Below are 25,767 nucleotides of genomic sequence, written 5' to 3' on the forward strand. Positions count from 1 at the left end.
TGACTGTTGTTTATGCTCTAGCGGGCGAACTCGACGCATTCCGGTGATGGCGGCAGACCCCAGACGTCGCGCGGCAGTCCGACCCAGACCTTCGGGCGCTGCGGACGATCGCGATGCCAGGGACGCGGATCGAAATAGCCGAGCTCCTCATCGATCATGCGGTCGAGATCGTGGAACAGCTCGACCAGATGACCATCGGGATTGCGGTGATAGACCGCTGTGTTGTGGCCGGGACCGTGACGGACCGGCCCCCAAAGGATGGGGAGCTTGTGGCGGGCGAGATGATCGCAGGCCTGCTGCATGTGGGACGGGCCGCGCAATTCGAATGCGAGATGATGCAGGCTGCGCACGGGAGCACGGGCGAAGTTCAGCGTGTGATGTTCGTAGCCGCTGCGCATGAAAACGAAGCGGTCCTCGACCCAGTCGGAAACCCGCAAACCCATGACGTTCGCATAGAACTCCGAGGCCGCAAGCGGATCGGGCGTACGAAGCGCGACATGGCCGAGCTTGGTGACAGCGAGCGCGCCGATCCGCTCCTGCGCCGGCGTAGGCGTCCAACCCTGGATCAATTCGAACTGCGTTCCTTCGGGATCGATGAACGACAGCAGCCTGGAGACGCCGGGCAGAGGATCACTCCGCAGTTCGGGACGCAAATCCGCGCGTTTCAGGGCGGCGCTCAGCGCCTCGATCTCCACATTCGGAGAAATCTCGAAAGCGATGCTCTTCAACGCCGCCTCGCCGGGCTCGATCACCAGCGAAAGCTGCTCGGAATCGCTGGCGAGAAAAATGCGATGTCCATCGCGACCGACCAGGCCGAGGCCAATCACTCCGCGGTAATAGTCGAGCAGTCGCTCGCAATCCGGCGAGGCGAAAGTGGCGTGTCTCAGCCGTGTGAATCGGGCAATGGGCGCTTGGGTCGTCATTGTGTTGGTTCACTCTCTCATGGCGTCATGATGATCTTGCCGAGCGCGGAGCCCTGCTCGAGCAGTGTGTGAGCTTGCCTGACCTGGTCGAGCTTCAGTGTCGCCGAGATCACCGGCTTGATCGCATTTCGGCTCAGGGCCTCGATCACGTTGCGCATCAGCGCGCGACGTCCTTCGCGGTCGTGGTCATAGATGTGGAAGGAGAAGCAACGCACGGCCGGGCAGATGTCGAGATGATTGCGCATCGCCGTCATCAGATTCTCTTCCGGCAACCCGGCGAAGGCGTTGTACGACAGCAGCGTGCCCCATTTGCCGAGCGCGCCAAGATAGGAGGTGAACTCGGGTCCGCAGACGTGATCGAGCACGAGACCGACGCCCTCGCCGTTTGTCGCTTCGCGGGTCCGCGCCACCACATCCTCGCTTCGATAGAGGATGGTGTGATCGGCGCCGTTGCTTCGCGCGAACGCGGCCTTCTCCTCGGTCGAGACCGTGCCGATGACGGTCATCTGCGCCAGCTTGGCCAGTTGCACCAGCGCGGTGCCGACACCACCGGCTGCGCCAATCACCAGCACGCTTTTCGGCGCGCGCGGATGGCGGCACTCGTGCAGCAGTGCGTAGGCGACCTGGTAGTTCGACAGGCACACCGCTGCTTGCAGATCGACATTGTCGGGAAGTGCATGAACGGCGTCTGCCGGTGCGACGACGTATTCGGCGTAACAGCCGCCGCGCTGCGACAGATCACGCGCGCTCAGCAGGACCTTCTGGCCCACCTGCAAGCCTTCAACGCCCGACCCGAGCGCGGCAATACGGCCGGCAACATCATTGCCGGGATTGGCCGGCAGCGGCGGCATCCATTTGTAGACGCCGCGGCGGATCAGCACGTCGGGCTGCCCCACCCCGAACGCCTCAGCACGGATCTGAACTTGTCCGGCGGCGGGCGCTGGCACCGGCGCCTCGACCAGCTCGAGGGCATCCGGCCCGCCCGGTTGACGTACCAGAACCGCTCTCATGAGCTCATCTCCCCTCCTTGAACCCGTATTTTCGAAAATACTAGCGGTTACGAAAATTATTGCAAGATGGTCGTTGGCGCGGCATCTTGGGCCATCGATTCATCGGCAGGACCATGCCTGACAGCGCCATTCGCCCCCGCAAGGAATTCGGCAAGACGATCGCCGCCGACATCACCCACCGGCTGCGCGAGGAGATCGTGACCTGCGCTCTGGCCCCCGGCGAGCCGCTGCGCTTCGACGTGTTGCGCGAGCGCTTCGGCGCGAGCTTCACCACTTTGCGCGAGGCGCTGACCGCCCTTGCCGCCGAGGGCCTGGTCGACGCCCAGGAGCAGCGCGGATTTCGCGTGGCACCGGTCAGCCGCCAGGATCTTGTCGAAGTCACCGATGCCCGGGTTCTGATCGAAGTGGAGTTGATCCGCCGCTCGATTGAGCGGGGCGACGACGACTGGGAAATCGCCGTCATCTCGACGCTGCACAGGCTGAAGCGCATCGAGCAGCGCGATCCCGAGCATCCGCTGCGCGATCCCGAATGGAAGATCGCCCACCGGCAATTCCACCAGGCGCTGGTCTCCGCCTGCGGCTCTGCGACCCTGCTCGCGATCCGGGCCGAGCTGTTCGATCGTGCTGAGCGTTACCGGCATCTGTCGGCCAATTTCCGGCCGCGCCCTCGCGACAAGGCCGGCGAGCACCAGGCGATCATGCAGGCGGCCATATCGCGCAATGCCGATCTCGCCGTGCAACTGATCGAGACCCATATCCGCACCACCGCGGACAACGTCGCGAAATACGCCGGACACCTGCTCGACGCCGAATAGGCGCTGCGGCCTTTTTTGGGTCCCGCGGGCTTGCGTCTCGCATTATTTTCGAAAATAATACATATCATCGAAAAATGCTAACGCGCGGGTCGTAATCATGAAGCTGCTGTCGTTCTTGGATGGAAATCGGGAAAGCTGGGGAGCCGTTGTCGAAAACGGGGTCGTGGATCTGGGCCGTGCCCTGCCCCGGTATCCGACGCTCGCGGACTTCGTCGGCAGCGACGACTATGCGCGGCGCGATGCCATCGTCGCCCAGCACAAGCCGACGATGGCGCTGAGCGCCACCAAATATCTGCCCGTCATTCCGCGCCCGGAGAAGATCGTCTGCGCGGTGCGCAATTATCTCGACCACCACAACGAAGCGGTCGCCTTCGGCATGAAGCGCGAGATCACCGAATTCCCGCCGATCTTCCTGCGGGTCTGGCGCTCCCAGGTCGGCCACAACGCACCCGTGGTCCGGCCGAAGGTCTCGGACAATTTCGACTGGGAGGGCGAGCTCGCCGTCGTCATCGGCAAGGGCGGCCGTCACATCAGCCAGGCCGACGCCTGGAATCACGTCGCCGGCTATTCGATCTACAACGACGTCAGCGTGCGCGACTGGCAGCGTCATGCGCAGCAGATCGCCTCCGGCAAGAACTTCGTCGGCACGGGCCCGTTCGGACCGTGGCTCGTCACGCCGGACGAGATCGGTGATCCCGCCAAGCTGAAGCTCGAGACGCGCGTCAACGGCACGACGGTGCAGTCCTCCGACACCTCAATGCTGATCTTCTCGATCCCGCGGCTGATCGAATATTGCTCGACCATTTTCGACCTCGTCCCTGGCGATGTCATCGCCACCGGCACGCCGGCCGGTGTCGGCTTCACCCGCAAGCCGCCGATCTTCCTCAAGCCCGGCGACGTGGTCGAGGTCGAGATCGAGAACATCGGCGTGCTCAGTAATCCGGTCGTGGACGAGGCATAGGTTCGCATGTCGTCCTATGACATTCGCAAGACCGCGCTCAGTGTCGAGACGGTCTGGCACGAGCGCGGCCCCCGGCTGGAAAAGCCGCTCCTGGTCGGGACGGCCGTTGCGGTCGTCGCCAATCCTTTCGCGGGCCGCTACGAGCCGAACATGATGCCGTTTCAAGCGTCGTTGCGTGAGCTCGGGCGCGCGCTCGCGAGCACGCTAATCGCGCAACTCGGCGGCGCGTCGCATATCGAAGCCTATGGCAAGGGCATCATCGTCGGCGAGGACGGCGAGCTCGAGCACGGCGCCGTCTGGCATGAGGCTGGCGGCCAGGGCATGCGCGAAGTGCTTGGGCAACCCAAGGCGATCGTTCCGGCGGCGAAGACAATCGGCGGTCCCGGCACGCGCCTGATGGTCCCACTTGGACACATCCACGCGTGTTATGTGCGCAGTCATTTCGGGACGGCTGAGATGACGCTCTGGGATGCACCGAGACGTGACGAGATCGCCTTCGGCCTGGTGATGGCGACCGGTGGCAGGCCGCATGCGCGGATCGGCGGGCTCGCCGCATCGGATATCTCGGTGCACGATGGGCAGCGCTGAGGGTTGACGGCATCGCTGCTCAGCGCTCGCGGCGAAACCTGTACCTGGGCGTGGACCGGTTTACCAACTCAAGCCTTTCTGGATTGCTTGGATTGTGGATGAGCGTTGCCTCGGGATCCCGAACGGCCCGCAGGATGAGCCTTGCTCTTATCAGCAGGCATCAGATGCCCGAGCGGCAATTGGGAGGTTTGCTTCAACCGATTGAGAACGATGGACGAGCGCACGTGCGCAACGCTGTCGTGCGGCAGGAATACGTCATTCAGCAGGCGTGACAGTGCCCTCAGGTCGGTGATCGTGGCCTTGATAAGGTAGTCGGCTTCGCCCGTGAGCGCATACGCCTCCTGCACTTCCTCCAGGCTCTCGATGAGCTTGAGGAAGCGTCTCGAATTGTCCGGCGAGTGCGTTGCGAGCGTCACCTGTACGAAGACGACGATGCCCAGCCCGAGCGATTCGCGATCGAGATGAGCATGGTAGCTTGCGATCGTGCCGGCATTTTCGAGCGCCGCGCGACGGCGCGAACATTGAGATGCCGACAAGCCGACAACATCGGCCAGTTCAAAATTCGACAAGCGTCCATCGGACTGGAGCGCTTGCAGCAATTTCACGTCAAATTGGTCCATGCGTGATCCTTGCACGATAATGGCTATGTGCGCATGTTTCACGCATAATCTGATTTTGTCGAGCAGATTATGCGAAGATCGTGCAACGGAGCCGCGGTATTTTGATCTAAATCAAATACTATTCCAGGAGCGCGATATGGGCCCCTTCCCTCACGATGCCCCACCCGCCACGATTTCGGCAGTCAATCCGGCCGGCACCGACGGCTTCGAGTTCGTCGAGTTCGCCCATCCGGAGCCGCAGAAGCTCGCCAAGCTCTTCGAGCAAATGGGCTACACCGAGGTCGCCCGGCACAAGACCAAGGACATCTCTGTTTGGCGCCAGGGAAAGATCAATTACGTCCTGAACCGCGAGCCGAACTCCCATGCCGCCCGCTTTGTCGCACAACACGGACCTTGCGCGCCGGCGATGGCCTGGCGCGTCGTCGATGCCAAACACGCCCTAAAGCGCGTCCTCGAACTCGGCGGAACGGAATACACCGGCAACGACAAGTCACTCGACGTGCCCGCCGTCGTCGGCATCGGCGGATCCCTGCTGTATCTGGTCGAGACCTATGGCGCCAAGGGTTCGCCCTATGCAGCCGAGTATGACTGGACCGGCGAAGTCGATCCAACACCGAAAGGCGTCGGGTTCTATTATCTCGATCACCTGACGCACAACGTCATGCGCGGCAACATGGACACCTGGTACAAGTTCTACAGCCAGACGTTCAATTTCCGCGAGATCCGCTACTTCGACATTTCCGGCAAACTGACTGGCCTGACCTCGCGCGCTCTGACGTCACCCTGCGGCAAGATCCGGATCCCGATTAACGAAAGCGCCGACGACAAGAGCCAGATCGAGGAATATCTGCGCCAGTACAAGGGCGAGGGCATCCAGCACATCGCAGTCGGCACCGACGACATCTATGCGGCGACCGACGCTATCGCCGGTCGCGGGCTCGAATTCATGCCGGGGCCGCCCTCGATCTACTACGACAAGTCGTTTGACCGCGTGAAGGGCCACACCGAGCCGCTCGATCGCATGCGCAAGCACGGAATCCTGATCGACGGCGAAGGTGTCGTCAATGGCGGACTGACCCGCATTTTGCTTCAGATCTTCTCAAAGACCGTGATCGGCCCGATCTTCTTCGAGTTCATCCAGAGGAAGGGAGATGACGGCTTCGGCGAGGGCAATTTCAAGGCCCTGTTCGAGAGTATCGAGGCCGATCAGATTGAGCGCGGCGTCCTCAAGGCATCCTGATGGAGGCAGCCATACCTGACGCATGGAAGAGCTATCGCGGCGCGCCGGCCGAAGGAACCATCCTGTGCGACGCCCATGACGTTGGCGAAGGGAGCCTCAAGTCCATCAAGTTCGGTCCCGCAGATTTTCCGATCCTGATCGTCAGGTCGGCGGACACTCTCGCAGCCTATGTCAATGCATGTCCGCATCAGTACCTGCCCCTCGATCATCGCGGCGAGAACGTGCTGAGCGCGGACGGCACGGTTCTTCGGTGCACCAACCACAGTGCCGGATTTCGCGTTCAAGATGGCACCGGCGTCGAGGGACTGGGCCTGAATTGCGCCCTCGATGCCATTCCGATCGTCGTGGATGACGACGGTCGGATTCGCGTGCATGCCGCATCAGCGGCTTGAGCAATCCAAAGTCCTCTGCCCGACCTTGGCAGTCGACAAGGATCATGCCTCATCTGCGATCGTGTTGCGCAGGATACCGATGCCCTCTGCTTCCACCTCGACGACGTCGCCGGGCTTCAGCCAGATGGGCGGCTCGAAACGCGCGCCGGCACCCGTCGGCGTACCGGTCACGATGACATCGCCAGGAACCAGCGTCGTGAAGGTCGAGATATAGTTGATGATCTTGCGGAAGGAGAAGATCATCCGGCTCGTGCGGTCCTGCTGGCGGACCTCGCCGTTGACCCGGGTTTCCAGCTTCACGTCGCCAAGCTGGCTCTCATCGGTATAGGGGATGAGCCAAGGCCCAATCGAACCGGTGCGATCGAAGTTTTTCCCCTGCGTCACATTGAATTTGGCGTGCCGCACCCAATCGCGGATCGTGCCTTCGTTGCACAGCGATATTGCGGCGATATGGTCGAGCGCTTCGCTCTGTGGAATCCGGCGACCGCCCTTGCCGATCACGATGACGATTTCGCCTTCATAGTCGAGCTGCGGGCTCTCCGGGGGACGCAGCAGAGCCTGTTCATGGCCCGTGAACGAGCGCGGAAAACGGATGAAGAGCGAGGGATTTGAGGGGGCTGCCTGCCCGTCCTTGTATTCCTCATTTCGGTCCGGAAAGTTCACGCCGACGCAGATGATTTTTTCCGGTTCCGGAATCGGAATCTCGTAGCGGATATCAGTGACCGGAAAATCCGCCGGCAACGCTGCGCTCTCGTCGGCCAGCGACACCAGCGCGCCGGCTTCGATCACCTCACGCAACGTACGCCAACGCTTGCCATGGCGGCCGGACAGGTCGACGACGCCCTGATCGCCCAGGAGACCGTAGCCGGGTGTGCCGTTGCGGGTGAAGCTGACGAACCTCGGACGAGACATGTGACGTCTTTCCCTTGTTTCAGGCGATATGCGAATGCCGGTCACGGGGCGATGATCGGCTGGGCGGCCAGATCGGCGTCGCGCGGTTCAGCTCCGGCAAAGAGGCTGCCATGCTCGAACCAGGATTTCGGCGCGGGCGCTCCCCAAAGCGTCTGACGTTGCGGATCCTTCAGGTCCCACTTGATCGGCTCGAGATCGGGATCGACCGTCTGGTAATCCGAGCAATAGATCTCGATCCGATGACCATCCGGATCAAGGATATAGAGGAAGAAGGCATTCGAGATGCCATGGCGGCCGGGACCGCGTTCGATGTTGGACACCCATCCGGTGGTGGCCATGAGGTCGAGAAGATCGATGATGTTGAGCGGGGTCGGCACCCAGAATGCGGTGTGGTGCAGGCGCGGGCCGCGGCCATTGGTGAAGGCCAGATCGTGAACGCCGCCCTTGCGGTGAGTCCAGGCAGCCCACAGCCGCCCGGTCTCCTCATCCGCCGTGTACTCCGTCACGCGAAAGCCGATCTCGTTGTAGAAGGCGACGGATTCATCGACGTTCGGCGAGAAGCAATTGAAGTGATCGATGCGGAGCGGCTTCACGCCCTTGTAGAGCGCGTATTTCTGATGAATCGGCGGCAGCCGGTCCATCTTGGAATAGAACTCGAGGGGAATGCCATGGGGATCGCGGGTGCGGAACGTGCGGGACTGATAGGGACGCTCGACCCATTCAACCGGCAGATCGCTGCTGCTGAAGAAGCTGGCCGCCTTGTCGAGATCCTCCTCGCTGAACACCTTGAAGCCGAGGTCACGGGCTTCGATCTTCTCGGACTTCCTCAGCACGATGCAATGATGGCCGCGCTCTTCCATCGCCCGAAGATAGATCGCCTCCGAGCTCTCGTCCGTCACCTGCAAACCAAGCGTGTCGACATAGAAGGCCCGTGACCTCGCAAGATCGCTCACGCCGAGTTCGACATGACTGAGACGCACGATGTTGAATGGTGGATAAAGATTGGGCTTGGGCAATGCCATGATTTCCTCCGTTGGTCTGCTGCGGACCGCTTAGCCGCCCAATTTTTGGATGTTGTGCGCGGTGGTGGCGAACGCGACGTTCTTTGTCTCCATATAGAAATCGAACGACCAATCTCCGCCGTCGCGTCCGATGCCCGAGTTCTTCACACCGCCAAAGGGCGTCGGCAGGTGACGAACATTCTCCGAATTGACCCAGATCATGCCGGCTTGCAGCCGGTCGGTGAAACGGAAGGCACGGGTGACGTCGGCAGTCCAGAGATATCCGGTGAGGCCATACTGAACGTCGTTGGCGAGCGCGAGGGCCTCGGCCTCATCCTTGAACAGGATCGCCGTCAGCACCGGCCCGAAGATCTCCTCCTGCGCGATGCGCATTTGGTTGTTGGCGCCGGTAAAGAGGGTCGGCGCAACGTAGCAACCGCCGCCGGGACCGTCGATCTTGCGGCCGCCGGTCGCAATCTTGGCGCCCTCCGTTGTACCAATCTCGACGTATTCGAGCACCTTCTTCTCGTGAACCGGATGGATCAACGGACCGATGACGGTCTCGGGATCGAGTGGATGCCCCACTTTGATCCGGCTGGCCTTCTCCGCAACCATCGCCGTGAATTTATCATAGATGCTCGCCTCGACGAGAAGACGCGAGGACGAGGTACAGCGTTCGCCGTTGAGAGAGTAGATCATGAACACCGCCGCGTCCGCGGCGCGTTCGAGGTCGGCATCCGCGAATACGATCACCGGATTCTTGCCGCCCAGTTCGAAATGAACACGCTTCAGCGTATCGGCGCCCTGTTTCATGATCATCGATCCGGTGCGGCTTTCGCCAACGAAGCCGATCGCCTTGATGAGCGGGTGCTCGGTCAGCGCCTTGCCGGCGCCCTCGCCAAAGCCGTTGACGAGATTCCAGACGCCCTTGGGCAGCCCGGCCCCCTCCGCAATCTCGATCAGCAGACGTGCAGTCAACGGCGAGAATTCGGCGGGCTTGTGGACGACGGTGCAGCCGGCCGCGAGCGCCGGCGCGATCTTCCACGTCGACAGCATGAAGGGCGTATTCCAGGGCGTGATGATGCCCACCGGACCGATCGGCACGCGGGTGGTCATGTTCACCTGACCGGCGGTGCGAAGCGACTTGCCGTCGCGCGCCTCGGGCGCGCGGTCGGCGAAGAAGCGGAAATTCTCCGCTCCCCGCAGCGCGGCCTTGGCCATGAACTTCAACGACTGTCCCGTATCCATGCATTCGACGAACGCAATCTCTTCAGCGCGGGCGACGATAGCGTCGGCCACCTTGTGCAACAGCTCCTTTCGCGCATCGCCGGATGTTTCGGCCCATTGCGGAAAGGCCGCCTGCGCCGCCCTCGCGGCGCGATCGATGTCCGCGGCCTTGCCATGCGATACCTTGGCGAGCGGCTTCAGGTCGACCGGAGAGATCGTTTCAAAAGTCGCATTGTCCGCAGCCGGGACATCTTCACCGCCGATACGGTTGAGCACGCCCGTCTCTCTGAAGCGGGCAAGGTGGCGCTCGGCCTTGACGATATTTTCCTGCAGCTTGGACATGACGGTTCACTCCCTTTTTGCAGCGCCGCACGCGGGCAGCGAGCCTCCACCTTTTTTCCGCGAATCCAGGGACGAATGGCATCGCTCTTCCGATGGCCTCAATCATCCCGGGTACTGGTGGATATACTTAACATGTTAAGTATTTCGTCAGCTGTCAAGCGTTTTCGCAGCCCACTTCACGGCGAAACGCCCCGACCGGTTTGACACAGGGTACGAGACGCGAGCACATGCCGGGAATATTTTCCTCGGCCAAGCCATGGTCGAATCCATGGTTCCATAGATCGCGTTGAAGAAATCGACGGCGCCGGCTTGCTTTCAGGATCAGCGCGTGCGCGTGCTCCAAATGGCTGCCGTTGCAACCGGAGGCGCGACGTTCGGAACTAAAATACCAGCAACAGTCCCGAAACCAGCAGGATGCTGAGAATAATCCGCCGGAACAGCGCGTCATTGACGCAGCGAAAAACATAAATACCGAGCGCCGTTCCTGCGAGGAGCGCCGGGATGGTGATGGCGAAGTCAACCAGGACCTTTGTCGAGAGATCTCTTCGGATCAGCATAAGAACAAGGGCGAATATCTGCATGGCGCCGATGAAGGGTTGAACCATTCCGCGCTGCTCGGTTTTTGGCACCCCGTGGATGTCACACCATATGGTCGGTATTGCACCCGGCATTGCCGTCAACCCGCCGACAAAGCCTCCGCCGAAACCGATTAATGCATTGCGTCCCGCATTCATCTGCGAGCGATGAGAAAGCACCGGCCGGAATAACGTGTAGGCCGCATAGCAGGCGACCGCGAGACCAAAGCTCTCCCTGAATATCCGCGCGTCTGCAGCTTGCAGCAACCACACAGCGATCGGGACGCCAAGCAAACCGCCAACGACGAGAACTGAGCTCTGTTTCCAGCGAATGCTTTTTCTCAAGGCCCAAAGACCTGTGGCCTGCACGGTGATGCTGCAGGCCATCATCAGCGGGACCGCCTCCAGTGGCGGGAGAACGTGAAGGAGAATAGCGCCAGCCACCGCCGAAAAGGCAAAGCCCGCGAGGCCCGAGACGAACGCGCCGCAAAACACTGCGATACTGAGCAGGCAAAACGACGCAATGTCGCCCATGAGCTAACCTTTCATCCTGGAATGGCGACCTTGCGATTAGTCCTCCGACGACAGCCCGGGCAGTTCGGGCGCAGCTCCAGCATCGCTCTGGCCGGTCGACGTCAACATCGTGGCTGCAAGGATGTGCAAAATGACAAAGCAGATGGCGATCGTTGCAAGCAGCGCATTCTCGCTCAATGCCGAAATCAGAAGCTTGCGTTCGAACGACTCTTCACTGGCCGACATTGTCACCTCCGCCAATATCTGACCGAGAGGCAAACTGGTGCCACGTATTGTCGATCAGACGACGATGCTGTCGAAGGGTTGACCCTGCCTGCAGCCGTCGCGAGTGGTGGAGCGTTTGAAGGAGGCGCCCAAACCGGTCTTCTTTTCGGGAAGAACTCGTGGAGGCGACAAACGAATTCGCCGAAAATGGCGCATCGCTTCTGGTTGAAGCTCTGCTGTTAAATAGTGCTACGGAGGGTGCCGCGATCGACTGAAACACCTTGTGAAGCAACGCCTCATAGAACACGCGAGTGAGACGCGGCGCTCTTTCTTCCAAGCGCATGACACGAACACCTTGTGTGAGTGGCTGGATACGGCTGGAAGTATCGAACGGGACGCCGCGCCGCGCTTTAAGGCGGGCTTAATTTGTTCTTATCGTTTCCTTGATTTTGCAGGGTGTGCTTGATTTCGGCCCGGTGTACCGGTTCAATATCCGCCTGGCGCGCACCTCCGAAGGCATTGTTTTGCTGTATCTATTTGACGAATTTGTTCTCGACACCGACCAGCGGGAATTGCGCCGCGACGGACGTGCGATTCCGTTGCAGCCTCAGGTTTTCGACCTCCTCGAATATCTGATCCGCCACCGCGCCCGGGTGGTGACCAAGGACGATCTGATCAGTGCAATTTGGGGCGGGCGCATCATCTCGGAGTCAGCGCTCACCACCCGCATCAACGCCGCTCGTACGGGAATAGGCGATTCCGGCGAGGCGCAACGGCTGATCAAGACTTTACCGCGCAAAGGCGTCCGCTTTATCGGCACGGTGCGGGAAGCACCGAGGGAGGTCGAGAGCGCAGTCGCACCTCTGAAGATCGAAACCTCCACCCTGGTGGTCGGCCGGACAGCCCCCCTCGGGATGATCGATCAGATGACCCGGCACGTATCGTCCGGCAAACGGCAGATGGCTTTTGTCACGGGCGAAGCCGGAATTGGCAAGACGGCGTTCATCGCCAAAGCCATCGAGCGGTTGACGGAACAGGGCTTCGATCTGCTTTATGGGCGCTGTACCGAACGGTTCGGAACAGACGAGGTGTTTCTGCCGCTCATCGATGCCCTGGTGAACAGGTATCGAACGAACGGTCCCGAGCTGATTTCGGCGGTTCGCACCCACGCGCCCACGTGGCTGCTGCAATTGCCAGGCGCCATCGACGCATCGGAACGCGCGGCTTTCCAGAATGAAGTGTTCGGCGCGACGCGTGAGCGGATGCTGCGCGAGTTTTGCGATCTCCTCGAAGCGCTGAGCGCCGGCCGCCCCTGGGTGATTGTTCTCGAAGACCTGCATTGGAGCGACTTCGCGACACTCGACGTGCTGTCTCGTTTCGCGCGCGGGAAGGGTGAGGCACGCGTGCTGGTCCTCTGCTCTTATCGGCCCGCCGACAGCGCCATCGGTGGGCATCCGATCCGCCGCCTGCACCAGGATCTCGAGATTCATGGGTGCTGCAGCGAATTGCACCTCGATCGATTGTCGCCCCAGGAGGTCGGGCACTATCTCGCATTGCGTTTCAATGACGCCGAATTGGCCTCGACCCTGTCAAAGCCGGTATTCGAGCGAACTTTGGGGCACCCGCTGTTCGTTGCGTCACTGCTCAAGCATCTGATCGACCAGGAATGGATCGTCGAGGTGGACGGCAGATGGCGCCTGTCTTCGCAAGGCGCGTTTGCTCGAGACGGCATTCCGGACAGCCTCTTGAAGATGATCGGCCATGAACTCGAACGCCTTACCGATAACGAACGGCGCCTGCTCGATGTCGCCAGCGTTGCCGGCGAAGAATTTTCTGCAGCTCTCGTTGCAGCCGGCCTATCCGATGACGCCATCGACGTTGAACGCGACATCGAAGCGTTGATCCGGAAGGATCATATCCTTGTTCGTTCAGGTGTTTCCGAATGGCCCGATGGAACTTATTCGGGTGCTTACGCCTTCCGTCACATTCTCTATCAGAACGTCATTTATCAGAATCTACCGCCTGGACATCGCGCGCAGACACACAAGCGCTTGGGCAAAAGGCTGCAGGAGGCCTATGCGGGCCGCACCGGCGAAATAGCGCCAGAGCTTGCCCTTCATTTCGAGCAGGGTCGCGATTTCCCGAGCGCGTTGCGCTACCTCGGAGAAGCGGCACAGAGCTCGATGAAGCGCCTCGGCCATGCCGAGGCCGCGAGCTATCTCACCCGCGCGCTTGGCATACTCGACCGCTTCGATGCTGCCGACAAACTCTCAACCCGCATCGCACTTCTGCGGCAACGAAGCTTGGCTCTCCGTTCGGGAGGCGACCTCGTCGGCTCGATCCGCGATCTCCAGGATGTGATTGCGTGCGCCGAACAGGTCGGTGAAATCAAGCAGCAGCTCAACAGTCTCATGGCCGTGAGCTCTTTATGGCTGCGGGTCGATCGCCACGCCTGCCTCGAGGCAGCCGACGATGTATTGGCGCGAAGCCAGGCGCTTGCGGACGACACATTCAAGGCCCTGGCCCAGGGCAGCAGCGCCAGCATCAACCTGTTCCTCAACGGCTGGAGGGATCAGGACGCCACGCTCTGCGACAGGGCGATCGAGTTGAGCGCCAGCGCGACCAACTATGGCATCCTCATCCGGCGTCATGGAATATCGGGGATCGTTGACTGCTGGAGATCGCGGTACCAGCAATGCCGCCGCGCCGGCACGGAGGGAAAGCGGCTGGCGCGCATGGTTGGCGACGTTTACACGTTCGTCCTGTTCAATGTCCTCGAGTCGATCGCGCTCATTCATCTCGGCGAGTGGCGCGAATTACAGCGCGAAATCACGGCCGGCCTCGAACTGGCGGTCAGGAACGCGAACGATCCCAGCAGCGCATTGTGCCGGCTGACGCTTGCGTGGTTGCATGTCGAAGCGATGGATTTCGAGGGAGCCCGGGAGCTCTGCGAAAGCGTCGACGACAGTCTGCTGGTGGGCGATCAGTCCACATATTTCCACAAGCGGGCCGTCCTTGCGAAGGCGTTTGTCGGCCTGAATGATCCGTTGGGAGCTCGCAAGCAATTCGATGATATTGAGCGCCGCAGGCGTGAAGAAGGCATCGACATCGAATTTACTGCCGCAACGCAGGTGTATCATTGTCTCGGCGAATATTGCCTGCTGATCGGCGACTTCACCCAGGCTCGCAGATGGGCACGCCAGCTGCACGACTATGTCGCATCGGCGCCCGATCTCAATCACCTGGCCAAGGCCCACGAGCTGCTTGCGCGCATCGCATTTGGCCTGGGCGATTCGGGGGACGCTCTACCGCACCTCTCCCGCGCGCTGGAGATCGTTGACGACGCCGATTTCCCGATTGCTTCGTGGCGGGTGTACGGCACTGCCGCCGAGATCTTCGCGAAGCACGGAGACGTCGACAGGGCGGCGACTTATCGCTTGCGATTTGTCGAGACCGTCCGAAGGCTCGCGCGAAATTTCGACCCCGAGGATCGGCTGCACAAGAGCTTGCTCGCTGGGTTAGCAACGCGAACAGCGCAACTGGAAGCGATGACCTCGCCTCCGCGACCCTCTTAGCCGACGGGGCTTGCCGAACGCGTTTGAGAACTCACCCCTCCACCCGCCACAGCCTCCACCGCTCCGGCACGCCCTTCAGCTGATGCACGCCGTGATCCCTGAAACGGATCTCGGGCTGCGAAACCAGCTCCTTGACCGCACTCGACACCAAAACCTCCCCCGCCCGCGCCTTCGCGGCAACGCGGGTGCCGATGTGGAAGGCGAGACCGACCATTTCGCCGCCGCTGATCGTGTATTCGCCGGCGTGCAGGCCTACCCTGATCTCGAGCCCGAGCGTGCGCACGGCCTTCTGGATCGCGGTCGCGCAATTGATGCCGGCGGCGGGCTTCTTGAAGGTCGCCAGCACGCCGTCGCCGGTGGTCACGACTTCCTTGCCGCGCGAGCTCTTCAGCTCCTTGCGGACGGCTGCGTAGTAATGGCCCATCACCTTGGTCCAGCGCGCATCGCCGAGCTTGGCAGCCTTTGCGGTGGAGCCGACAATATCGACGATCAGGATGGTGGCGAGCGCCTGCTTGAGCTCGGTGCTGCGCATCGTGGATCTGCGCCGGAGCGCGATCGGTCCGGTCAGCGGCTCGTAGCGATGGTTGCGCCGCCGCGCGATCGCCGCCGTTGCGTAATCAATGGCACGTTGCGCCGTGCCACAACGAACGGTCTTCTGCTGCGGCGATCGCGACCAGTAGACTTTGCGCCCGTCGCCGGCGCCCTGCACCTCGACGGCGCCCCACTTCAGGAAGACCGCCGAGCCGACGCGCCTGACACACCACGCCTTCGACGTGTATCCGGAAACGTTGGACTGATGGACTCCGATGCGAAGGAATTTCGGCATGAACGGATGGGCCAAAGACCGTTTGGGCGGACCTTCGGCAAAACGTAGTCGTACAATCCGGGGTTGGCAACAGCACTTCCAACCCGCCCCTCCTCCCTCCTAGGCCCGCATCCTAGGCTCCGCTGCCGCCGCAGATCGCGGGGGCCGAATTTTCGTTCGATCTCGGAAACGCAACGACCAGGCAGGCGCGATCGCGGCCATGGCCGTTGCGGGGGCGCCATTCAAGCCAGCCCGCACCCGAAAGGACATGGACATCTATGACGACGACGTCGCCGGTCTTCCGCGCGCCGTTACCCCTGATACGCAAACAGTTCGATGGGGTCGCTGAAGCCGCGCACCTCGTGTTGGCCGACATGCTCCAGCTCGAACTCCCGCTCCACCAGCTCGGCGAAGGCGCGCGACAGCAGCACCGTTCGTCCCAGCTGCTTGGTCAAGGCCTCGAGGCGGGAGGCCATGTTGACGGCGGGGCCGATGACGGTGAAGTCGAGCCGGCTGGTCGAGCCGATATTGCCATACATGACGTCGCCGACATGGACGCCGATGCCGTAATTCAGCGGCGCGCGGCCGGTCCCGTTGTTGCGCTCGTTCAGCGCGGCCATGGCCTTGCGGGCTTCGGTCACGGCATGCAGCAGGTTGGCGCAGGCATCGGGCTGGCTGAGCGGGAAGATGGCGAGCAGGCCGTCGCCGATGAATTTGAGGATCTCGCCGCCATGTCGCGCGATCGGTTCGGACATCGCATCGAAATAGTCGTTGAGCAGATCGATGACGTCGTCGCGCGGCCAGTTGTCGGAGATTTTCGTGAAATCCCTGAGATCGCAGATCATGATCGCGGCGCGGACCGTCGTGCCGGTGCCACGCCTGGTGGCGCCGGCCAGGATCAGCTCGCCGGCATGGGAGCCGACATAGGTTTCGAGCAGAGTGCGCGCCAGCCGGTTCTTGACGCGGATCTCGCTGACCAGCGCCAGCACCGGCAGCAGCTTCTTCAGGCCGGCGATGTGCGCATCGTCGAATCCGCCGGGCCGGTCGGTCGCGAAGGTGACGATATGGCGCTTGCCGAGCGTGTGGTAAAGCGGCCAGGCCACATAGTCGGTCAGGCCTCGCGCCCGCATCTCGTCATAGAGGGCGTGCTTGCGGCCGAGCGAGGAATCCTGCTCGAGCCGCTCGCGCACCTCGGCGGCGCCGTCATGGATTTCGTTGGCGGCGCTGCCGATATATTCGGACCGCTCGCGCACGTCATAGTCGACCAATGCAATCTCCGCCTCCCGCATCCCGTCGGACCACATCATGCGGGCCCCCAGCCATTGCGGGTGATGGATCAGGATGTGAAGCGTCGACCGCTTGAGCGGGATGCCCGCCTGCTGGAGGCGGATGCACATCTGTGCGAAGATATTGTCGACGAAGCGCTCGTCGCGCGTGCCGTTGGTCAGCCAGTCGACGACGCTGTCGGCTTGCGTGGGGGCGTGGTTGTCTGGCGGCGCGTTCATATCCTGCCCTTTTTAGCGGCGGTCTACATCGAGCAGATATCGTGCTCCGATGCGGCGGCGTCAACCTGGCCAATTGCCCGGTTTGTGCGCAGCGGCTTGGCGGGACAGTCGCCGTCTAGCCGACGATCCGGATCGATCCCAGCACCGCCAGACCCGATGCGAGCGCAAGGCGCGATGGCTCGGTGAGCTCGATCTTCAGCGTGCCGCCGCCAGGAATGGCAAAATGCGCGTCGCCAAGACGGATGCTGCAATCGTCCCGAACCGCGTAAACCAGATGCGTGCCGGCAAACAACGCTCGATCGCCGGGCTCCCTGAGCGCTTCGAGCTCGATCTCCGCCGCACCCCGCCGCGCCATCAGGTTCACGACCTCGACGGGACCCGCCTCGAGCTCGGTGACGATCGCGAGCTCGCCGGCAAAACGCACCGTGGTGAACGGCTCGCGCTCGTCGAATTCCTGCGTGGGCGACTTCAGCACCAGCCCGCGCCCGCCTACGATCATCTGGAGCCGGTCGATGCCGGGCATATGGGAGAACGGACCCGGCGCCACAATCGGCGTCGAGGCGAAGCGCCATAGCAGGCTGTCCCAATCCTTCACGGGCGCGCCAGCGCGATGGGCATCCGCGATATCGGTGAAAATGCCGCCGCCGTTCTTCCAGGGCGAGCGGGTGTAGTGTTCGGGTTTGAGCAGCGTGGTTTTCATGTCCGCATCATGCCCGTGATGGGCAGACTTTGCCAACTGGTTTGGCAAATGACGCGCGCCGATTCCGAGCGCCATCAGACCTTCGCGTCGGAGTCCGCCGGTCGGCTCGTTGAGCAACGCGCTTGCTACTTCGTCGTCAACGCTGCGACCGGACGCCAGGAGTCATCGGGTGCAGCGGCGGACGATTTCCGACAGCGCTCGCGCATCAGCTCGGCTGGACCATCGCGGCCGCGCTCAGACAGCACGGCTTCGAAATCGGCGAGCGCGGCAGTAAATCGGCGTGCGCGGTAATGGGCCAGTCCCTGCGCGTAGTGACCGACCCAGCCGGGAGGCTCGTTGCCGACGCCATCCTCGCCGACGAGCCCGATCAGCTCATAGACCGAAAATCCCTCCTCGCGTCCGTACACGGCAATGCTGTCGATCTCGCGCGTGATGATGGCGCCGCGGGCCAGACGTTCGGTTGCCTCGCCGATCAGGATTTGCGTGCCATAGGATTTGTTGGCGCCCTCGAGACGGCTGGCAACGTTCACCGCGTCGCCAATCACGGTGTAGTTCAGGCGCAGCTCCGAACCGATATTGCCGACCAGCATCCGGCCGGAATTGATGCCGATCCGGATCTGGAGCGGCTGGCCGAGATCGTCGGCAAGGCCAGAGGCGTCGATTGCTCTCCGGCAGCCGAGTGCCGCGCGGCAGCATCGCAGCGCGTGGTCGGACTGCGGCTGCGGCGCGCCCCAGAATGCCATCACGGCATCGCCGATGAACTTGTCGATGGTGCCGCCATTGGCGACGATGACCTCGGAGGCGAGGTCGAGGTAGCGCGACAATAGCGGCACCACGCGGTCGCCGAGCCGCTCCGACAATCCGGTGAAACCGGCGATGTCGATGAACATCACGCTGAGCACCTGAATGCCGCCGCCGGGTTTGGCCTCGACGCCCTGACGCAGCAGCGAACGGACGAGATCGGCCGGGATGAACTTGCGGAACGCGGAGAGGCCGGCTGCCATTTCGGCGATCGCGCCCGACAGGCTCGCGATCTCCTTGAGACGCGACGGATGGCGGCGGACCTGCTCAAGCGCGAAAGCCTCGACGTGGCGGAGCTCGCCCACGACACGCGACAGCGGCGCAGCAATGACGGAGCGCGCCAACATTGCCGATGCCAGCGCCGCGAGCACGGCGCCGATTGCGAGGCCGAGGATCAGCCGCCGCAGCGTCGCCTCGACCGGCCCGAGAAACTCGGCCTCCGGGATCACCGTGGCGAGCGACCAGCCGTGAAAAGGCAGCGGCGCGAGCGCGACTTCATAGGCGGCGCCAGCGGACGTCAGCCGGCTGCGCGAGGCCCGCTTGCGGCCCTCGTCGCCTGCCGCCGCCAGCGCCAACCGCGCCAATGGGAGCAGCTTGGTATCGCCCTTGGCGGGATGCAGCTCGTCGGCGTCCTTATCCGGTGCGGCGACCAGCTCACCGCTATCATCGATGATGAAGGCCGTTCCCGTCCGCCCGACCTCGAGCTGCGACAGGAAGCGCGCGAGCCGCGTATATTCGATCATGATCGCGAGCACGCCCTGCCGCTCCTGATAGACGTCGATCGGTCCTGCGAAGGCAATCGACGGCCGCTCGCCGGTGGGATGGTCCATCACCCTGAACCATTGCGGCTCCTCGGCCGCGAGCCCAGCCTTGAACCAGGTGCGGTCGGCGACGCGAAACTCGGTCGGCTCGAAACGGCGATTGGCGAACTCGATATCGCCGGGCACGACGTCATACTCGTCGACGCGCCGCTGGCCCGCATGGTCGGTCAGCGATATCTCCATCATCTCCAGGCGGCGATCGCCGAGCTTGTGCGCGGCGAAGAAGGAGCCGTCCGGCCAGCCGAAGGCGACCCAGGAGATCGTCGCCTGCGACTGCAACTGCGAGAGGAACACGAATTCGCGCTTGTCCGCCTCGCGGGTGTCGAGCACGTTCTGGAGGAACAGGGTGCGGATTGCGGTGTGCGCGGCGCGCGCCTCGTCGACGATGGCCGAGACCTCCTTGCGGACCGCCGCGACGATCTGCTCGTTGATAGTCGAAGCAAGCTGCCGGCTGGTCGCCTCCGCCGTTCGCCACCACAACAGGCTCGACAGCGCCGCGGTCAGCAGGATCGCGGCCAGGACCAGGGCCGAGACGGCCAGGCGAATGCTGACCGTCAGCCTGGCGATCGCGCGAAGCTGCCGTCCGGGATCGACGTTCATGGGTTGTTTCAGCCTTCGGCCGCGCACGGCTCCTGTCATCGCTCTACGCAGGCTTCCGCCGTTCGTTACCTCTGGCAGGCTCAATCGGTCGCAGCCAATGCTCTCCCGCTAATGTCTCGATAGCGCCAAGGCATTGGATTTGAACGGCCGCATGCCCGCTAATCCTGACCCAAGCGCACCTGTGGTGCGCCAGATCCAAACGGTCTCACGGATTCGTGAGCAGCTTCGCGGTAACGCGGGCTGCGCGCGGAGCGAAGCAGACCATGCGCCTTCGCCTGCCCGGGCGATGCTATCTCGAACAGGAGAAACTCCGATGTCTGCCAAGCATGTCGTCACGTCGATCGTTCTCGCCGGCGCGGTATCAACCGCCCTCGCCACCCTTGCCGCCGCCGGCCCGCTGACCAAGGCGGAGGGCGATGCGGCCATCGCCGCCAAGAAGGAAAAATGCTTCGGCGTCGCGCTGAAGGGCCAGAACGATTGCGCGGCGGGGCCGGGCACGACTTGCCAGGGCACCTCGACCGTCGACTTCCAGGGCAACGCCTGGAAGTTCGTGCAGGGCGGCACCTGCTCCGGCATCGAGCTGCCGAACGGCAAGAAGGGTTCGCTCAAGCCGGTCTAACGCGCGGCGTCGCGCCCACGACAATATGGAAAAGCGGAGGAGACCATGACGACGGCAATCGTGCCCGACGTGTCGGCGGTGCCACTCCGCTACTCCGCTCCCATCGGCGGCGTTGCCGGGACGAGCTTCAAGCCCGAGCACCTCCAGGCCATCCTGAGCGCGGACCGGCAACGCGGATTCTTCGAGGTGCACGCCGAAAACTACATGGGCGCGGGCGGCGCGCCCCATCGCGCGCTGGAGGCGATCCGCCGCGACCATCCGCTGTCGCTGCACGGCGTGTGCATGTCGATCGGTTCACCCCAGCCGCTCGACAAGGCGCATCTGGCCCGCTTCCGAGGCTTGGTAGCTCGCTACCAGCCGGCGCTGGTCTCCGAGCATCTTGCCTGGTCGACGCATGACACCAGCTTCTTCAACGATCTTCTGCCACTGCCTTACACCGAAGCGACGCTGGCTTGCGTCTGCGACCACATCGACCAGGTGCAGAACGCGATCCGCCGTCCGCTGCTATTGGAAAACCCGTCGACCTATGTCGCCTTTCGCGAATCGTCGATGAGCGAGACCGATTTCATCCGCGCCATTGCCGAACGCACCGGCTGCGGGCTGCTGCTCGACATCAACAACGTCTTCGTATCCGCGACCAATCACGGATTTTCCGCGCTTGAGTATCTCGCGGAGTTTCCGCTGTCGCGCGTCGGAGAGATCCACCTCGCCGGCCATGCTGAGCAGGCGGACGACGAAGGCGACCTGCTGCTGATCGACAGCCATGACGGCCCGGTCGCGGATGCCGTATGGAAGCTCTACGAGATCGTCATCCGGCGCCGCGGCAGCGTGCCGACGCTGATCGAATGGGACAGCATGATTCCGGACTGGCCGGTCCTGCAGGCGGAAGCCACCGCAGCACAAGCGATTCTGGATCGTTACGGCCCGGCCGCGCTGGTGGGAGACCGTCATGCCGCCTGAGCAGGATCTATCCTTTGCCGCCGCCTTTGCGCGGGGCCTGCTGGACCCCGCGCGGTCGGCGCCTGCGATCGTGGCGGGTCCCAACGGCAAGGCCGCCGGCAAGCGCTACGCCGTCTACCGCAACAATGTCACGATGAGCCTGATCAGCGCGCTCGCTGCGATTTATCCAGCGGTGCAGCGCATCACCGGTCCTGATTTCTTCCGTGCCATGGCGCGCTTCCACATCCGCAGCAGCCCGCCAACTTCCCCGCTGCTGTTCGAATATGGCCGCGAGTTTGCCGACTTCATCGCACGATATGAGTACGCGCAGACAATGCCCTGGCTTGCCGATGTCGCCCGCATCGAGCGGGCGTGGCTCGATGCCTACCATGCGCGAGACGCCGCACCGCTGTCGCCCGCCGGGCTCGCAGCCGTCGCCACGGAGCGACTGGCCGATCTCGTCTTCGTCCCGCATCCGGCGCTGCGGATCGTGCGCTCGTCATTCTCGGCGGTGACGGTGTTTGCCGCCAACCGCGACGACGCACCGCTTGAGCGCATCGACGCATCTACGCCGGAAGACGCACTGATCAGCCGGCCCGAACTCGACGTCATGGTGCGGCGCCTTCCGCCCGGCGGCGCAGTGTTTGCCGAACGTCTGGCGTCGGGCGAACCACTCGGCGGGGCCGCTGCGTCGGCGCTGGATGCATGCCCCGATTTCGATCTCGCTTTCAACATCACCGGCCTGATCGAGGCTGGCGCGTTCACTTCGCTTGTTCTCGGAGACGCACGATGATCACCGACCAACGCATGACCGCAGGAAGCGGCCTGCCGTCACTCGGGCTGCTGCTCGACAAGGCCAACGATCTGATACGGACGATTGCCGCGCCCTCGCTCGTTCAGCTCGTGCTGCGCGCGGCGCTTGCCGTTCCGTTCTGGCGCTCGGGCATCCTCAAGTGGGACGGCTTCCTCAGACTCAACGACACCGCGGTGGCGCTGTTCAGCGACGAGTTCATGCTGCATCTGCCCGGCGGGCCCTATCACTTTCCTGCGCCGGCGGTGCTGGCCTTTCTGTCGGGATGTGGCGAGATCATGTTTCCGATCCTGCTGGTGCTGGGTCTCGGCACACGGTTCGCCGCGCTCGGATTATTGTTCATGACCGTCATCGTCGAGCTCACCGTGCCCGACGGCTGGCCGCTTCACCTCACCTGGGCGGCCATGGCACTCGCACTCATGGCTTACGGACCCGGGCATATCTCGCTCGACCATCTCATCTGTCGCGCGCGATCGCACGCGCGATAAGACGCTGGCGGCCTCACATCCCGCTCAGGCCGCTGTCGACCGCGAGCGTCTGCGCGGTGACGTAGACGCTTTCGTCCGACAGGAAGAACAGCACCGCATAGGCGATGCAGCAGCCGGCCCGGGTCACGTCTTTGCTGGCGCGGCGACGTGGCGATCCGTGCTAGCTTGAATCCCGTGTCCAGACCTTCAGCGAGGCAAGCATGTCCGACACTGACAAGGTTTTCGCCGGCTCGGTCCCAAAACTCTACGACGAATATCTCGTCCCGATGATCTTCGCCGAGTATGCCGACGACATCGCAAGACGCGTCGCCGCACTTTCGCCCTCGGTCCTACTCGAGACCGCCGCAGGCACCGGCGCCGTCACGCGCGCGGTGACGGCAGCGCTGCCGCCCGGCATCCGCTACGTTGCAACCGATCTCAACGAGCCGATGCTGGCGATCGCAGCGCAGCGCCAGGGTGAGGATCCCCGCGTTTCATGGCGCCAGGCGGATGCAACCGCTCTTCCCTTCGGCGACGCCGAGTTCGACGTGGTCTGCTGTCAGTTCGGTGCCATGTTCTTTCCGGACCGCGTCAAGGGCTATTCAGAAGCAAGGCGCGTCTTGAAGCCGAGCGGCACGTTCCTCTTCAATGTCTGGGACCGCATCGAGGAGAACGTGTTCGCCCACGATGCAACGATGGCCCTCGGCAAATTGTTTCCCGATGATCCGCCTCGTTTCATGGCGCGGACACCGCACGGCTATTTCGACCAGACGATCATCCGAGCCGATCTCGAACGCGCAGGTTTTGGCAACGTCTCGATCGAAACGCGAGCCGCAATCAGCCGCGCGCCAACGGCGGACCACGTGGCGATCGCATACTGCCAGGGAACGCCACTACGTGGCGAGATCGAAGCCCGGGATGCGAGCAGGCTTCAGGCTGCGACCGACGCCGTTGCCGAGGCGATCCGAATCCGCCACGGGTCAGGGCCGGTCGAAGCCAAGATCCAGGCGCTAGTGATCACGGCGCGCCGCATCTGATGACTTCGGCGTCCGTCATGTACGGCCCCGGCGCGATGGCGCGCCCGCTTACCACCAATTCCGCTGCATCGGCTGCGTCGACTGATAGTACTGGTACTGGCCACGCTGCCGGCGCGGATTGACCGGTTGCACATACGGGTCGCGCTGCTGGAAGAAGAAGAAGCCGTTGCCGCCATTGTCCCAGCCGTCATCGCTCGCGATCATGGCCGGCGCGGTCGGCTTGCGCGTGATGAAGCCGCCCTGCGGCTGGTTGCTTAGCACCGCGACGAATTCGGTGCGGTAATTGGTCTCGCTGCTCAACGGTTCGTCCGAGATGATGATTGACGAGCGCGGCAACGCGGTCGGCGCGATGCGGTCGAGCACCTCCTGCGGGATGGTGATCCGGTCGAGCGCGTTCCTCGCCCCGTCGCCGTTTTCAATCGTGACCACGCTCCAGCGCAGACCCGTATCGGTCTTCGCCATCGCCGTGAAGATGTGCGTGCCGAGCGGCAGGTCGGGATTGCGGATCGTGACGGGGACCTCGATGCTGGTGTCGAACACCTCGCCGCCGCCGTCGGGCGCCGGCTTGTGGGTGTTTCGCCGCACATACAGCTTCTGCGTCGCGCGGCTGATGTAGACCGAGACCGGCTCGAGCGCGAGCTTTGCGTCGGTCGCCGCCTTCACGACGTCGGCCTTCCTGGTCGCCGCCGCCTTGGCGGCCTCCTTGGTGGCGGCGGCGGCGTCGCGCTTCGGCTGCGCGGCGGTCTTGGCAGCATCGAGCTGCGTCGCGGCATCCGCCGCCTTGGTGGCGGCCTTCTGCTTCAGCTCCTCGGCCTTGGCGCGGGCCTGATCGGTCTTTGCGTTCGCGAGCGACTTGTCGGCGAAGGCGAGCTCGGCGTCAGCGCGGGCCTTCTGCTGGTCCAGCTTGCGCAGCGCCGCCGGGAGCGAGGCGGCTTCTTTCGCCGCGGCCGATGCGGCCTTCTTGGCCTCGTCGGCGGCCCTCGTGGCCTCCTCGGCCTCGACGGAGAGCTTGTCGGCACGGCTCGGCGCCGCCGCCATGGCCTCCCGCTTCGGCATGAATAGCGAGGGGTGAGAGAACTCAGTCGGGACCGCATCGTCCGGCGAGATGATCACGCGCATCCCGATATACGTCTTTTCGAACAAATTCTCGGCAAAGCCGAACGGCATCCGCACGCAGCCATGCGAGGCGGCATAGCCGGGCAGCGGCCCGCCATGCAGCGCGATGCCATTCCAGGTGATGCGCTGCATGTTCGGCATCCAGGCATCGTCATACATGGTCGAATGATGGTCCTTGTCCTTCTCGATGACGGCGAAAACGCCGGCCGGCGTCTCGCGTCCCGTGGTGCCGGTCGACACCGGCGCGCGCAGGATCCAGCCGTCGGCGTCGTAGAAGGTGACCTGCTGGCTCTTGATCGACACGATCGCCATGATTGGCTCGCCGGCCACGCGCGGCGCCACCGCCTCGGCCGCCTGGCGGGGCTGCTTGGCCGCGGTCGCCGGGGCCACCGCTGCAAACGTGGCCACTGCCGCAAGCGCAATGATCCCGGCAGGCCCCCGACGCCGCATCGCCCTGGTGGATTGCGCCGTCGTCGATCGGTTTTTCATGCCATCCTCGGTCGAACTGCCAGTCTGCCGGTGTCGCTCAAATGTCAAATTGCGCTCTTTGACTTAAGAATTCGCAGCCGCCTTACGTTCCCTCTGTGGCGAGATTCGGCACGTTCCGGCGACAATCTCTCATATATG

23 protein-coding genes and 2 pseudogenes are annotated in these 25,767 nt (G+C 63.1%); 11 read left to right on the top strand and 14 right to left on the bottom strand.

Going from position 1 to position 25,767, the window contains the following annotated elements:
• Positions 1 to 17 precede the first annotated feature (17 nt).
• Together ACNJX8_RS33090 and ACNJX8_RS33095 are read right to left on the bottom strand one after the other, a co-directional pair.
• Positions 18 to 923, bottom strand: a complete 906-nt coding sequence (locus ACNJX8_RS33090) for a VOC family protein (RefSeq protein ID WP_439358174.1) — start codon at positions 921 to 923, stop codon at positions 18 to 20.
• Positions 924 to 940: 17 nt separating this feature from the next.
• Complete coding sequence (locus ACNJX8_RS33095) at positions 941 to 1,933, bottom strand: zinc-dependent alcohol dehydrogenase family protein (RefSeq protein ID WP_439358175.1); 993 nt, start codon at positions 1,931 to 1,933, stop codon at positions 941 to 943.
• 113 nt (positions 1,934 to 2,046) lie between these two features.
• Between ACNJX8_RS33095 and ACNJX8_RS33100 the strand changes: the two genes are divergently transcribed.
• From ACNJX8_RS33100 to ACNJX8_RS33110, 3 genes are all read left to right on the top strand, one after another.
• Complete coding sequence (locus ACNJX8_RS33100; protein ID WP_128937556.1) at positions 2,047 to 2,748, top strand: GntR family transcriptional regulator; 702 nt, start codon at positions 2,047 to 2,049, stop codon at positions 2,746 to 2,748.
• A gap of 97 nt (positions 2,749 to 2,845) precedes the next feature.
• On the top strand, positions 2,846 to 3,709 hold the full coding sequence (locus ACNJX8_RS33105) for a fumarylacetoacetate hydrolase family protein (RefSeq protein ID WP_439358176.1): 864 nt from the start codon (positions 2,846 to 2,848) through the stop codon (positions 3,707 to 3,709).
• A 6-nt stretch (positions 3,710 to 3,715) separates the two neighbouring features.
• Positions 3,716 to 4,297 carry an amino acid synthesis family protein gene (locus tag ACNJX8_RS33110; RefSeq protein ID WP_439358177.1) on the top strand — a complete coding sequence of 194 codons (582 nt, stop codon included), beginning with the start codon at positions 3,716 to 3,718 and terminating at the stop codon, positions 4,295 to 4,297.
• A gap of 161 nt (positions 4,298 to 4,458) precedes the next feature.
• Here ACNJX8_RS33110 and ACNJX8_RS33115 read toward each other — a convergent pair.
• Positions 4,459 to 4,917, bottom strand: a pseudogene (locus tag ACNJX8_RS33115) (Lrp/AsnC family transcriptional regulator); the annotation flags it as partial.
• A gap of 136 nt (positions 4,918 to 5,053) precedes the next feature.
• Between ACNJX8_RS33115 and hppD the strand changes: the two are divergent.
• Both hppD and ACNJX8_RS33125 read left to right on the top strand, forming a co-directional pair.
• The gene (gene hppD, locus ACNJX8_RS33120; protein ID WP_439358178.1) at positions 5,054 to 6,157 is read left to right on the top strand and encodes a 4-hydroxyphenylpyruvate dioxygenase; all 1,104 of its coding nucleotides are present in this window, start codon (positions 5,054 to 5,056) and stop codon (positions 6,155 to 6,157) included.
• A complete protein-coding gene (locus ACNJX8_RS33125; RefSeq protein ID WP_439358179.1) occupies positions 6,157 to 6,549 on the top strand; it encodes a Rieske (2Fe-2S) protein in 393 nt (130 codons plus the stop codon). The genes hppD and ACNJX8_RS33125 overlap by 1 nt, the downstream gene beginning before the upstream one ends.
• 42 nt (positions 6,550 to 6,591) lie before the next feature.
• On the opposite strand, the gene ACNJX8_RS33130 is transcribed toward ACNJX8_RS33125, so the two are convergent.
• The 5 genes from ACNJX8_RS33130 to ACNJX8_RS33150 all read right to left on the bottom strand — a co-directional run bounded on the left by ACNJX8_RS33130 (position 6,592) and on the right by ACNJX8_RS33150 (position 11,365).
• Positions 6,592 to 7,461: a fumarylacetoacetate hydrolase family protein gene (locus tag ACNJX8_RS33130; RefSeq protein WP_439362012.1), complete on the bottom strand. Its 870-nt coding sequence runs from the start codon at positions 7,459 to 7,461 to the stop codon at positions 6,592 to 6,594.
• A gap of 41 nt (positions 7,462 to 7,502) precedes the next feature.
• The gene (gene hpaD, locus ACNJX8_RS33135; protein ID WP_439358180.1) at positions 7,503 to 8,483 is read right to left on the bottom strand and encodes a 3,4-dihydroxyphenylacetate 2,3-dioxygenase; all 981 of its coding nucleotides are present in this window, start codon (positions 8,481 to 8,483) and stop codon (positions 7,503 to 7,505) included.
• Between the two features lie 30 nt (positions 8,484 to 8,513).
• The gene (gene hpaE / locus ACNJX8_RS33140; protein WP_439358181.1) at positions 8,514 to 10,031 is read right to left on the bottom strand and encodes a 5-carboxymethyl-2-hydroxymuconate semialdehyde dehydrogenase; all 1,518 of its coding nucleotides are present in this window, start codon (positions 10,029 to 10,031) and stop codon (positions 8,514 to 8,516) included.
• Positions 10,032 to 10,411: 380 nt separating this feature from the next.
• Positions 10,412 to 11,140: a sulfite exporter TauE/SafE family protein gene (locus tag ACNJX8_RS33145; protein WP_439358182.1), complete on the bottom strand. Its 729-nt coding sequence runs from the start codon at positions 11,138 to 11,140 to the stop codon at positions 10,412 to 10,414.
• Between the two features lie 36 nt (positions 11,141 to 11,176).
• A complete protein-coding gene (locus ACNJX8_RS33150) occupies positions 11,177 to 11,365 on the bottom strand; it encodes a hypothetical protein (protein ID WP_439358183.1) in 189 nt (62 codons plus the stop codon).
• A 437-nt stretch (positions 11,366 to 11,802) separates the two neighbouring features.
• Between ACNJX8_RS33150 and ACNJX8_RS33155 the strand changes: the two genes are divergently transcribed.
• On the top strand, positions 11,803 to 14,919 hold the full coding sequence (locus ACNJX8_RS33155) for an ATP-binding protein (RefSeq protein WP_439358184.1): 3,117 nt from the start codon (positions 11,803 to 11,805) through the stop codon (positions 14,917 to 14,919).
• Positions 14,920 to 14,950: 31 nt separating this feature from the next.
• Here the strand turns inward: ACNJX8_RS33155 and ACNJX8_RS33160 are convergent, their stop codons facing one another.
• The 4 genes from ACNJX8_RS33160 to ACNJX8_RS33175 all read right to left on the bottom strand — a co-directional run bounded on the left by ACNJX8_RS33160 (position 14,951) and on the right by ACNJX8_RS33175 (position 20,151).
• Positions 14,951 to 15,745, bottom strand: coding sequence for an adenylate/guanylate cyclase domain-containing protein (locus tag ACNJX8_RS33160; protein WP_091884142.1), 795 nt, complete (start codon positions 15,743 to 15,745; stop codon positions 14,951 to 14,953).
• 290 nt (positions 15,746 to 16,035) lie between these two features.
• Complete coding sequence (locus tag ACNJX8_RS33165) at positions 16,036 to 17,229, bottom strand: adenylate/guanylate cyclase domain-containing protein (RefSeq protein ID WP_128938295.1); 1,194 nt, start codon at positions 17,227 to 17,229, stop codon at positions 16,036 to 16,038.
• A gap of 115 nt (positions 17,230 to 17,344) precedes the next feature.
• Positions 17,345 to 17,929: a HutD/Ves family protein gene (locus ACNJX8_RS33170; RefSeq protein ID WP_439358185.1), complete on the bottom strand. Its 585-nt coding sequence runs from the start codon at positions 17,927 to 17,929 to the stop codon at positions 17,345 to 17,347.
• A gap of 125 nt (positions 17,930 to 18,054) precedes the next feature.
• Complete coding sequence (locus ACNJX8_RS33175; RefSeq protein WP_439358186.1) at positions 18,055 to 20,151, bottom strand: adenylate/guanylate cyclase domain-containing protein; 2,097 nt, start codon at positions 20,149 to 20,151, stop codon at positions 18,055 to 18,057.
• Positions 20,152 to 20,464: 313 nt separating this feature from the next.
• On the opposite strand from ACNJX8_RS33175, the gene ACNJX8_RS33180 reads away from it, so the two are divergent.
• From ACNJX8_RS33180 to ACNJX8_RS33195, 4 genes are read left to right on the top strand one after another with little or no spacing between them, the layout of a single operon-like run.
• Complete coding sequence (locus tag ACNJX8_RS33180; protein ID WP_249760017.1) at positions 20,465 to 20,770, top strand: BufA1 family periplasmic bufferin-type metallophore; 306 nt, start codon at positions 20,465 to 20,467, stop codon at positions 20,768 to 20,770.
• A 45-nt stretch (positions 20,771 to 20,815) separates the two neighbouring features.
• Positions 20,816 to 21,730 (top strand): MNIO family bufferin maturase, encoded by a 915-nt coding sequence (gene bufB / locus ACNJX8_RS33185; RefSeq protein ID WP_439358187.1) that lies wholly within the window; start codon positions 20,816 to 20,818, stop codon positions 21,728 to 21,730.
• Positions 21,720 to 22,502, top strand: a complete 783-nt coding sequence (locus ACNJX8_RS33190; protein WP_439358188.1) for an HvfC/BufC N-terminal domain-containing protein — start codon at positions 21,720 to 21,722, stop codon at positions 22,500 to 22,502. Before bufB ends, ACNJX8_RS33190 begins: the two co-directional genes overlap by 11 nt.
• On the top strand, positions 22,499 to 23,008 hold the full coding sequence (locus ACNJX8_RS33195) for a DoxX family protein (RefSeq protein WP_128935857.1): 510 nt from the start codon (positions 22,499 to 22,501) through the stop codon (positions 23,006 to 23,008). The genes ACNJX8_RS33190 and ACNJX8_RS33195 overlap by 4 nt, the downstream gene beginning before the upstream one ends.
• Before the next feature lie 13 nt (positions 23,009 to 23,021).
• Here the strand turns inward: ACNJX8_RS33195 and ACNJX8_RS33200 are convergent.
• Positions 23,022 to 23,114 (bottom strand): annotated as a pseudogene (locus ACNJX8_RS33200) (oxidoreductase); the annotation flags it as partial.
• Between the two features lie 94 nt (positions 23,115 to 23,208).
• On the opposite strand from ACNJX8_RS33200, the gene ACNJX8_RS33205 reads away from it, so the two are divergent.
• Positions 23,209 to 24,024, top strand: coding sequence for a class I SAM-dependent methyltransferase (locus ACNJX8_RS33205; RefSeq protein WP_439358190.1), 816 nt, complete (start codon positions 23,209 to 23,211; stop codon positions 24,022 to 24,024).
• A 48-nt stretch (positions 24,025 to 24,072) separates the two neighbouring features.
• Here ACNJX8_RS33205 and ACNJX8_RS33210 read toward each other — a convergent pair whose 3' ends face one another.
• On the bottom strand, positions 24,073 to 25,629 hold the full coding sequence (locus tag ACNJX8_RS33210) for a L,D-transpeptidase (protein ID WP_439358191.1): 1,557 nt from the start codon (positions 25,627 to 25,629) through the stop codon (positions 24,073 to 24,075).
• Between the last annotated feature and the right edge of the window lie 138 nt (positions 25,630 to 25,767).

The organism is Bradyrhizobium sp. SPXBL-04, from assembly GCF_051853035.1.
GTDB classification, from domain to species: Bacteria; Pseudomonadota; Alphaproteobacteria; order Rhizobiales; family Xanthobacteraceae; genus Bradyrhizobium; species Bradyrhizobium zhanjiangense.

Excerpts from the sequence above, each read along its gene's own strand:
- ACNJX8_RS33090 (WP_439358174.1), bottom strand. The coding sequence starts at position 923 with ATGACGACCCAAGCGCCCATTGCCCGATTCACACGGCTGAGACACGCC.
- ACNJX8_RS33095 (WP_439358175.1), bottom strand. The coding sequence starts at position 1,933 with ATGAGAGCGGTTCTGGTACGTCAACCGGGCGGGCCGGATGCCCTCGAG.
- ACNJX8_RS33100 (WP_128937556.1), top strand. The coding sequence starts at position 2,047 with ATGCCTGACAGCGCCATTCGCCCCCGCAAGGAATTCGGCAAGACGATC.
- ACNJX8_RS33105 (WP_439358176.1), top strand. The coding sequence starts at position 2,846 with ATGAAGCTGCTGTCGTTCTTGGATGGAAATCGGGAAAGCTGGGGAGCC.
- ACNJX8_RS33110 (WP_439358177.1), top strand. The coding sequence starts at position 3,716 with ATGTCGTCCTATGACATTCGCAAGACCGCGCTCAGTGTCGAGACGGTC.
- hppD (WP_439358178.1), top strand. The coding sequence starts at position 5,054 with ATGGGCCCCTTCCCTCACGATGCCCCACCCGCCACGATTTCGGCAGTC.
- ACNJX8_RS33125 (WP_439358179.1), top strand. The coding sequence starts at position 6,157 with ATGGAGGCAGCCATACCTGACGCATGGAAGAGCTATCGCGGCGCGCCG.
- ACNJX8_RS33130 (WP_439362012.1), bottom strand. The coding sequence starts at position 7,461 with ATGTCTCGTCCGAGGTTCGTCAGCTTCACCCGCAACGGCACACCCGGC.
- hpaD (WP_439358180.1), bottom strand. The coding sequence starts at position 8,483 with ATGGCATTGCCCAAGCCCAATCTTTATCCACCATTCAACATCGTGCGT.
- hpaE (WP_439358181.1), bottom strand. The coding sequence starts at position 10,031 with ATGTCCAAGCTGCAGGAAAATATCGTCAAGGCCGAGCGCCACCTTGCC.
- ACNJX8_RS33145 (WP_439358182.1), bottom strand. The coding sequence starts at position 11,140 with ATGGGCGACATTGCGTCGTTTTGCCTGCTCAGTATCGCAGTGTTTTGC.
- ACNJX8_RS33150 (WP_439358183.1), bottom strand. The coding sequence starts at position 11,365 with ATGTCGGCCAGTGAAGAGTCGTTCGAACGCAAGCTTCTGATTTCGGCA.
- ACNJX8_RS33160 (WP_091884142.1), bottom strand. The coding sequence starts at position 15,745 with ATGCCGAAATTCCTTCGCATCGGAGTCCATCAGTCCAACGTTTCCGGA.
- ACNJX8_RS33165 (WP_128938295.1), bottom strand. The coding sequence starts at position 17,229 with ATGAACGCGCCGCCAGACAACCACGCCCCCACGCAAGCCGACAGCGTC.
- ACNJX8_RS33170 (WP_439358185.1), bottom strand. The coding sequence starts at position 17,929 with ATGAAAACCACGCTGCTCAAACCCGAACACTACACCCGCTCGCCCTGG.
- ACNJX8_RS33175 (WP_439358186.1), bottom strand. The coding sequence starts at position 20,151 with ATGAACGTCGATCCCGGACGGCAGCTTCGCGCGATCGCCAGGCTGACG.
- ACNJX8_RS33180 (WP_249760017.1), top strand. The coding sequence starts at position 20,465 with ATGTCTGCCAAGCATGTCGTCACGTCGATCGTTCTCGCCGGCGCGGTA.
- bufB (WP_439358187.1), top strand. The coding sequence starts at position 20,816 with ATGACGACGGCAATCGTGCCCGACGTGTCGGCGGTGCCACTCCGCTAC.
- ACNJX8_RS33190 (WP_439358188.1), top strand. The coding sequence starts at position 21,720 with ATGCCGCCTGAGCAGGATCTATCCTTTGCCGCCGCCTTTGCGCGGGGC.
- ACNJX8_RS33195 (WP_128935857.1), top strand. The coding sequence starts at position 22,499 with ATGATCACCGACCAACGCATGACCGCAGGAAGCGGCCTGCCGTCACTC.
- ACNJX8_RS33205 (WP_439358190.1), top strand. The coding sequence starts at position 23,209 with ATGTCCGACACTGACAAGGTTTTCGCCGGCTCGGTCCCAAAACTCTAC.
- ACNJX8_RS33210 (WP_439358191.1), bottom strand. The coding sequence starts at position 25,629 with ATGAAAAACCGATCGACGACGGCGCAATCCACCAGGGCGATGCGGCGT.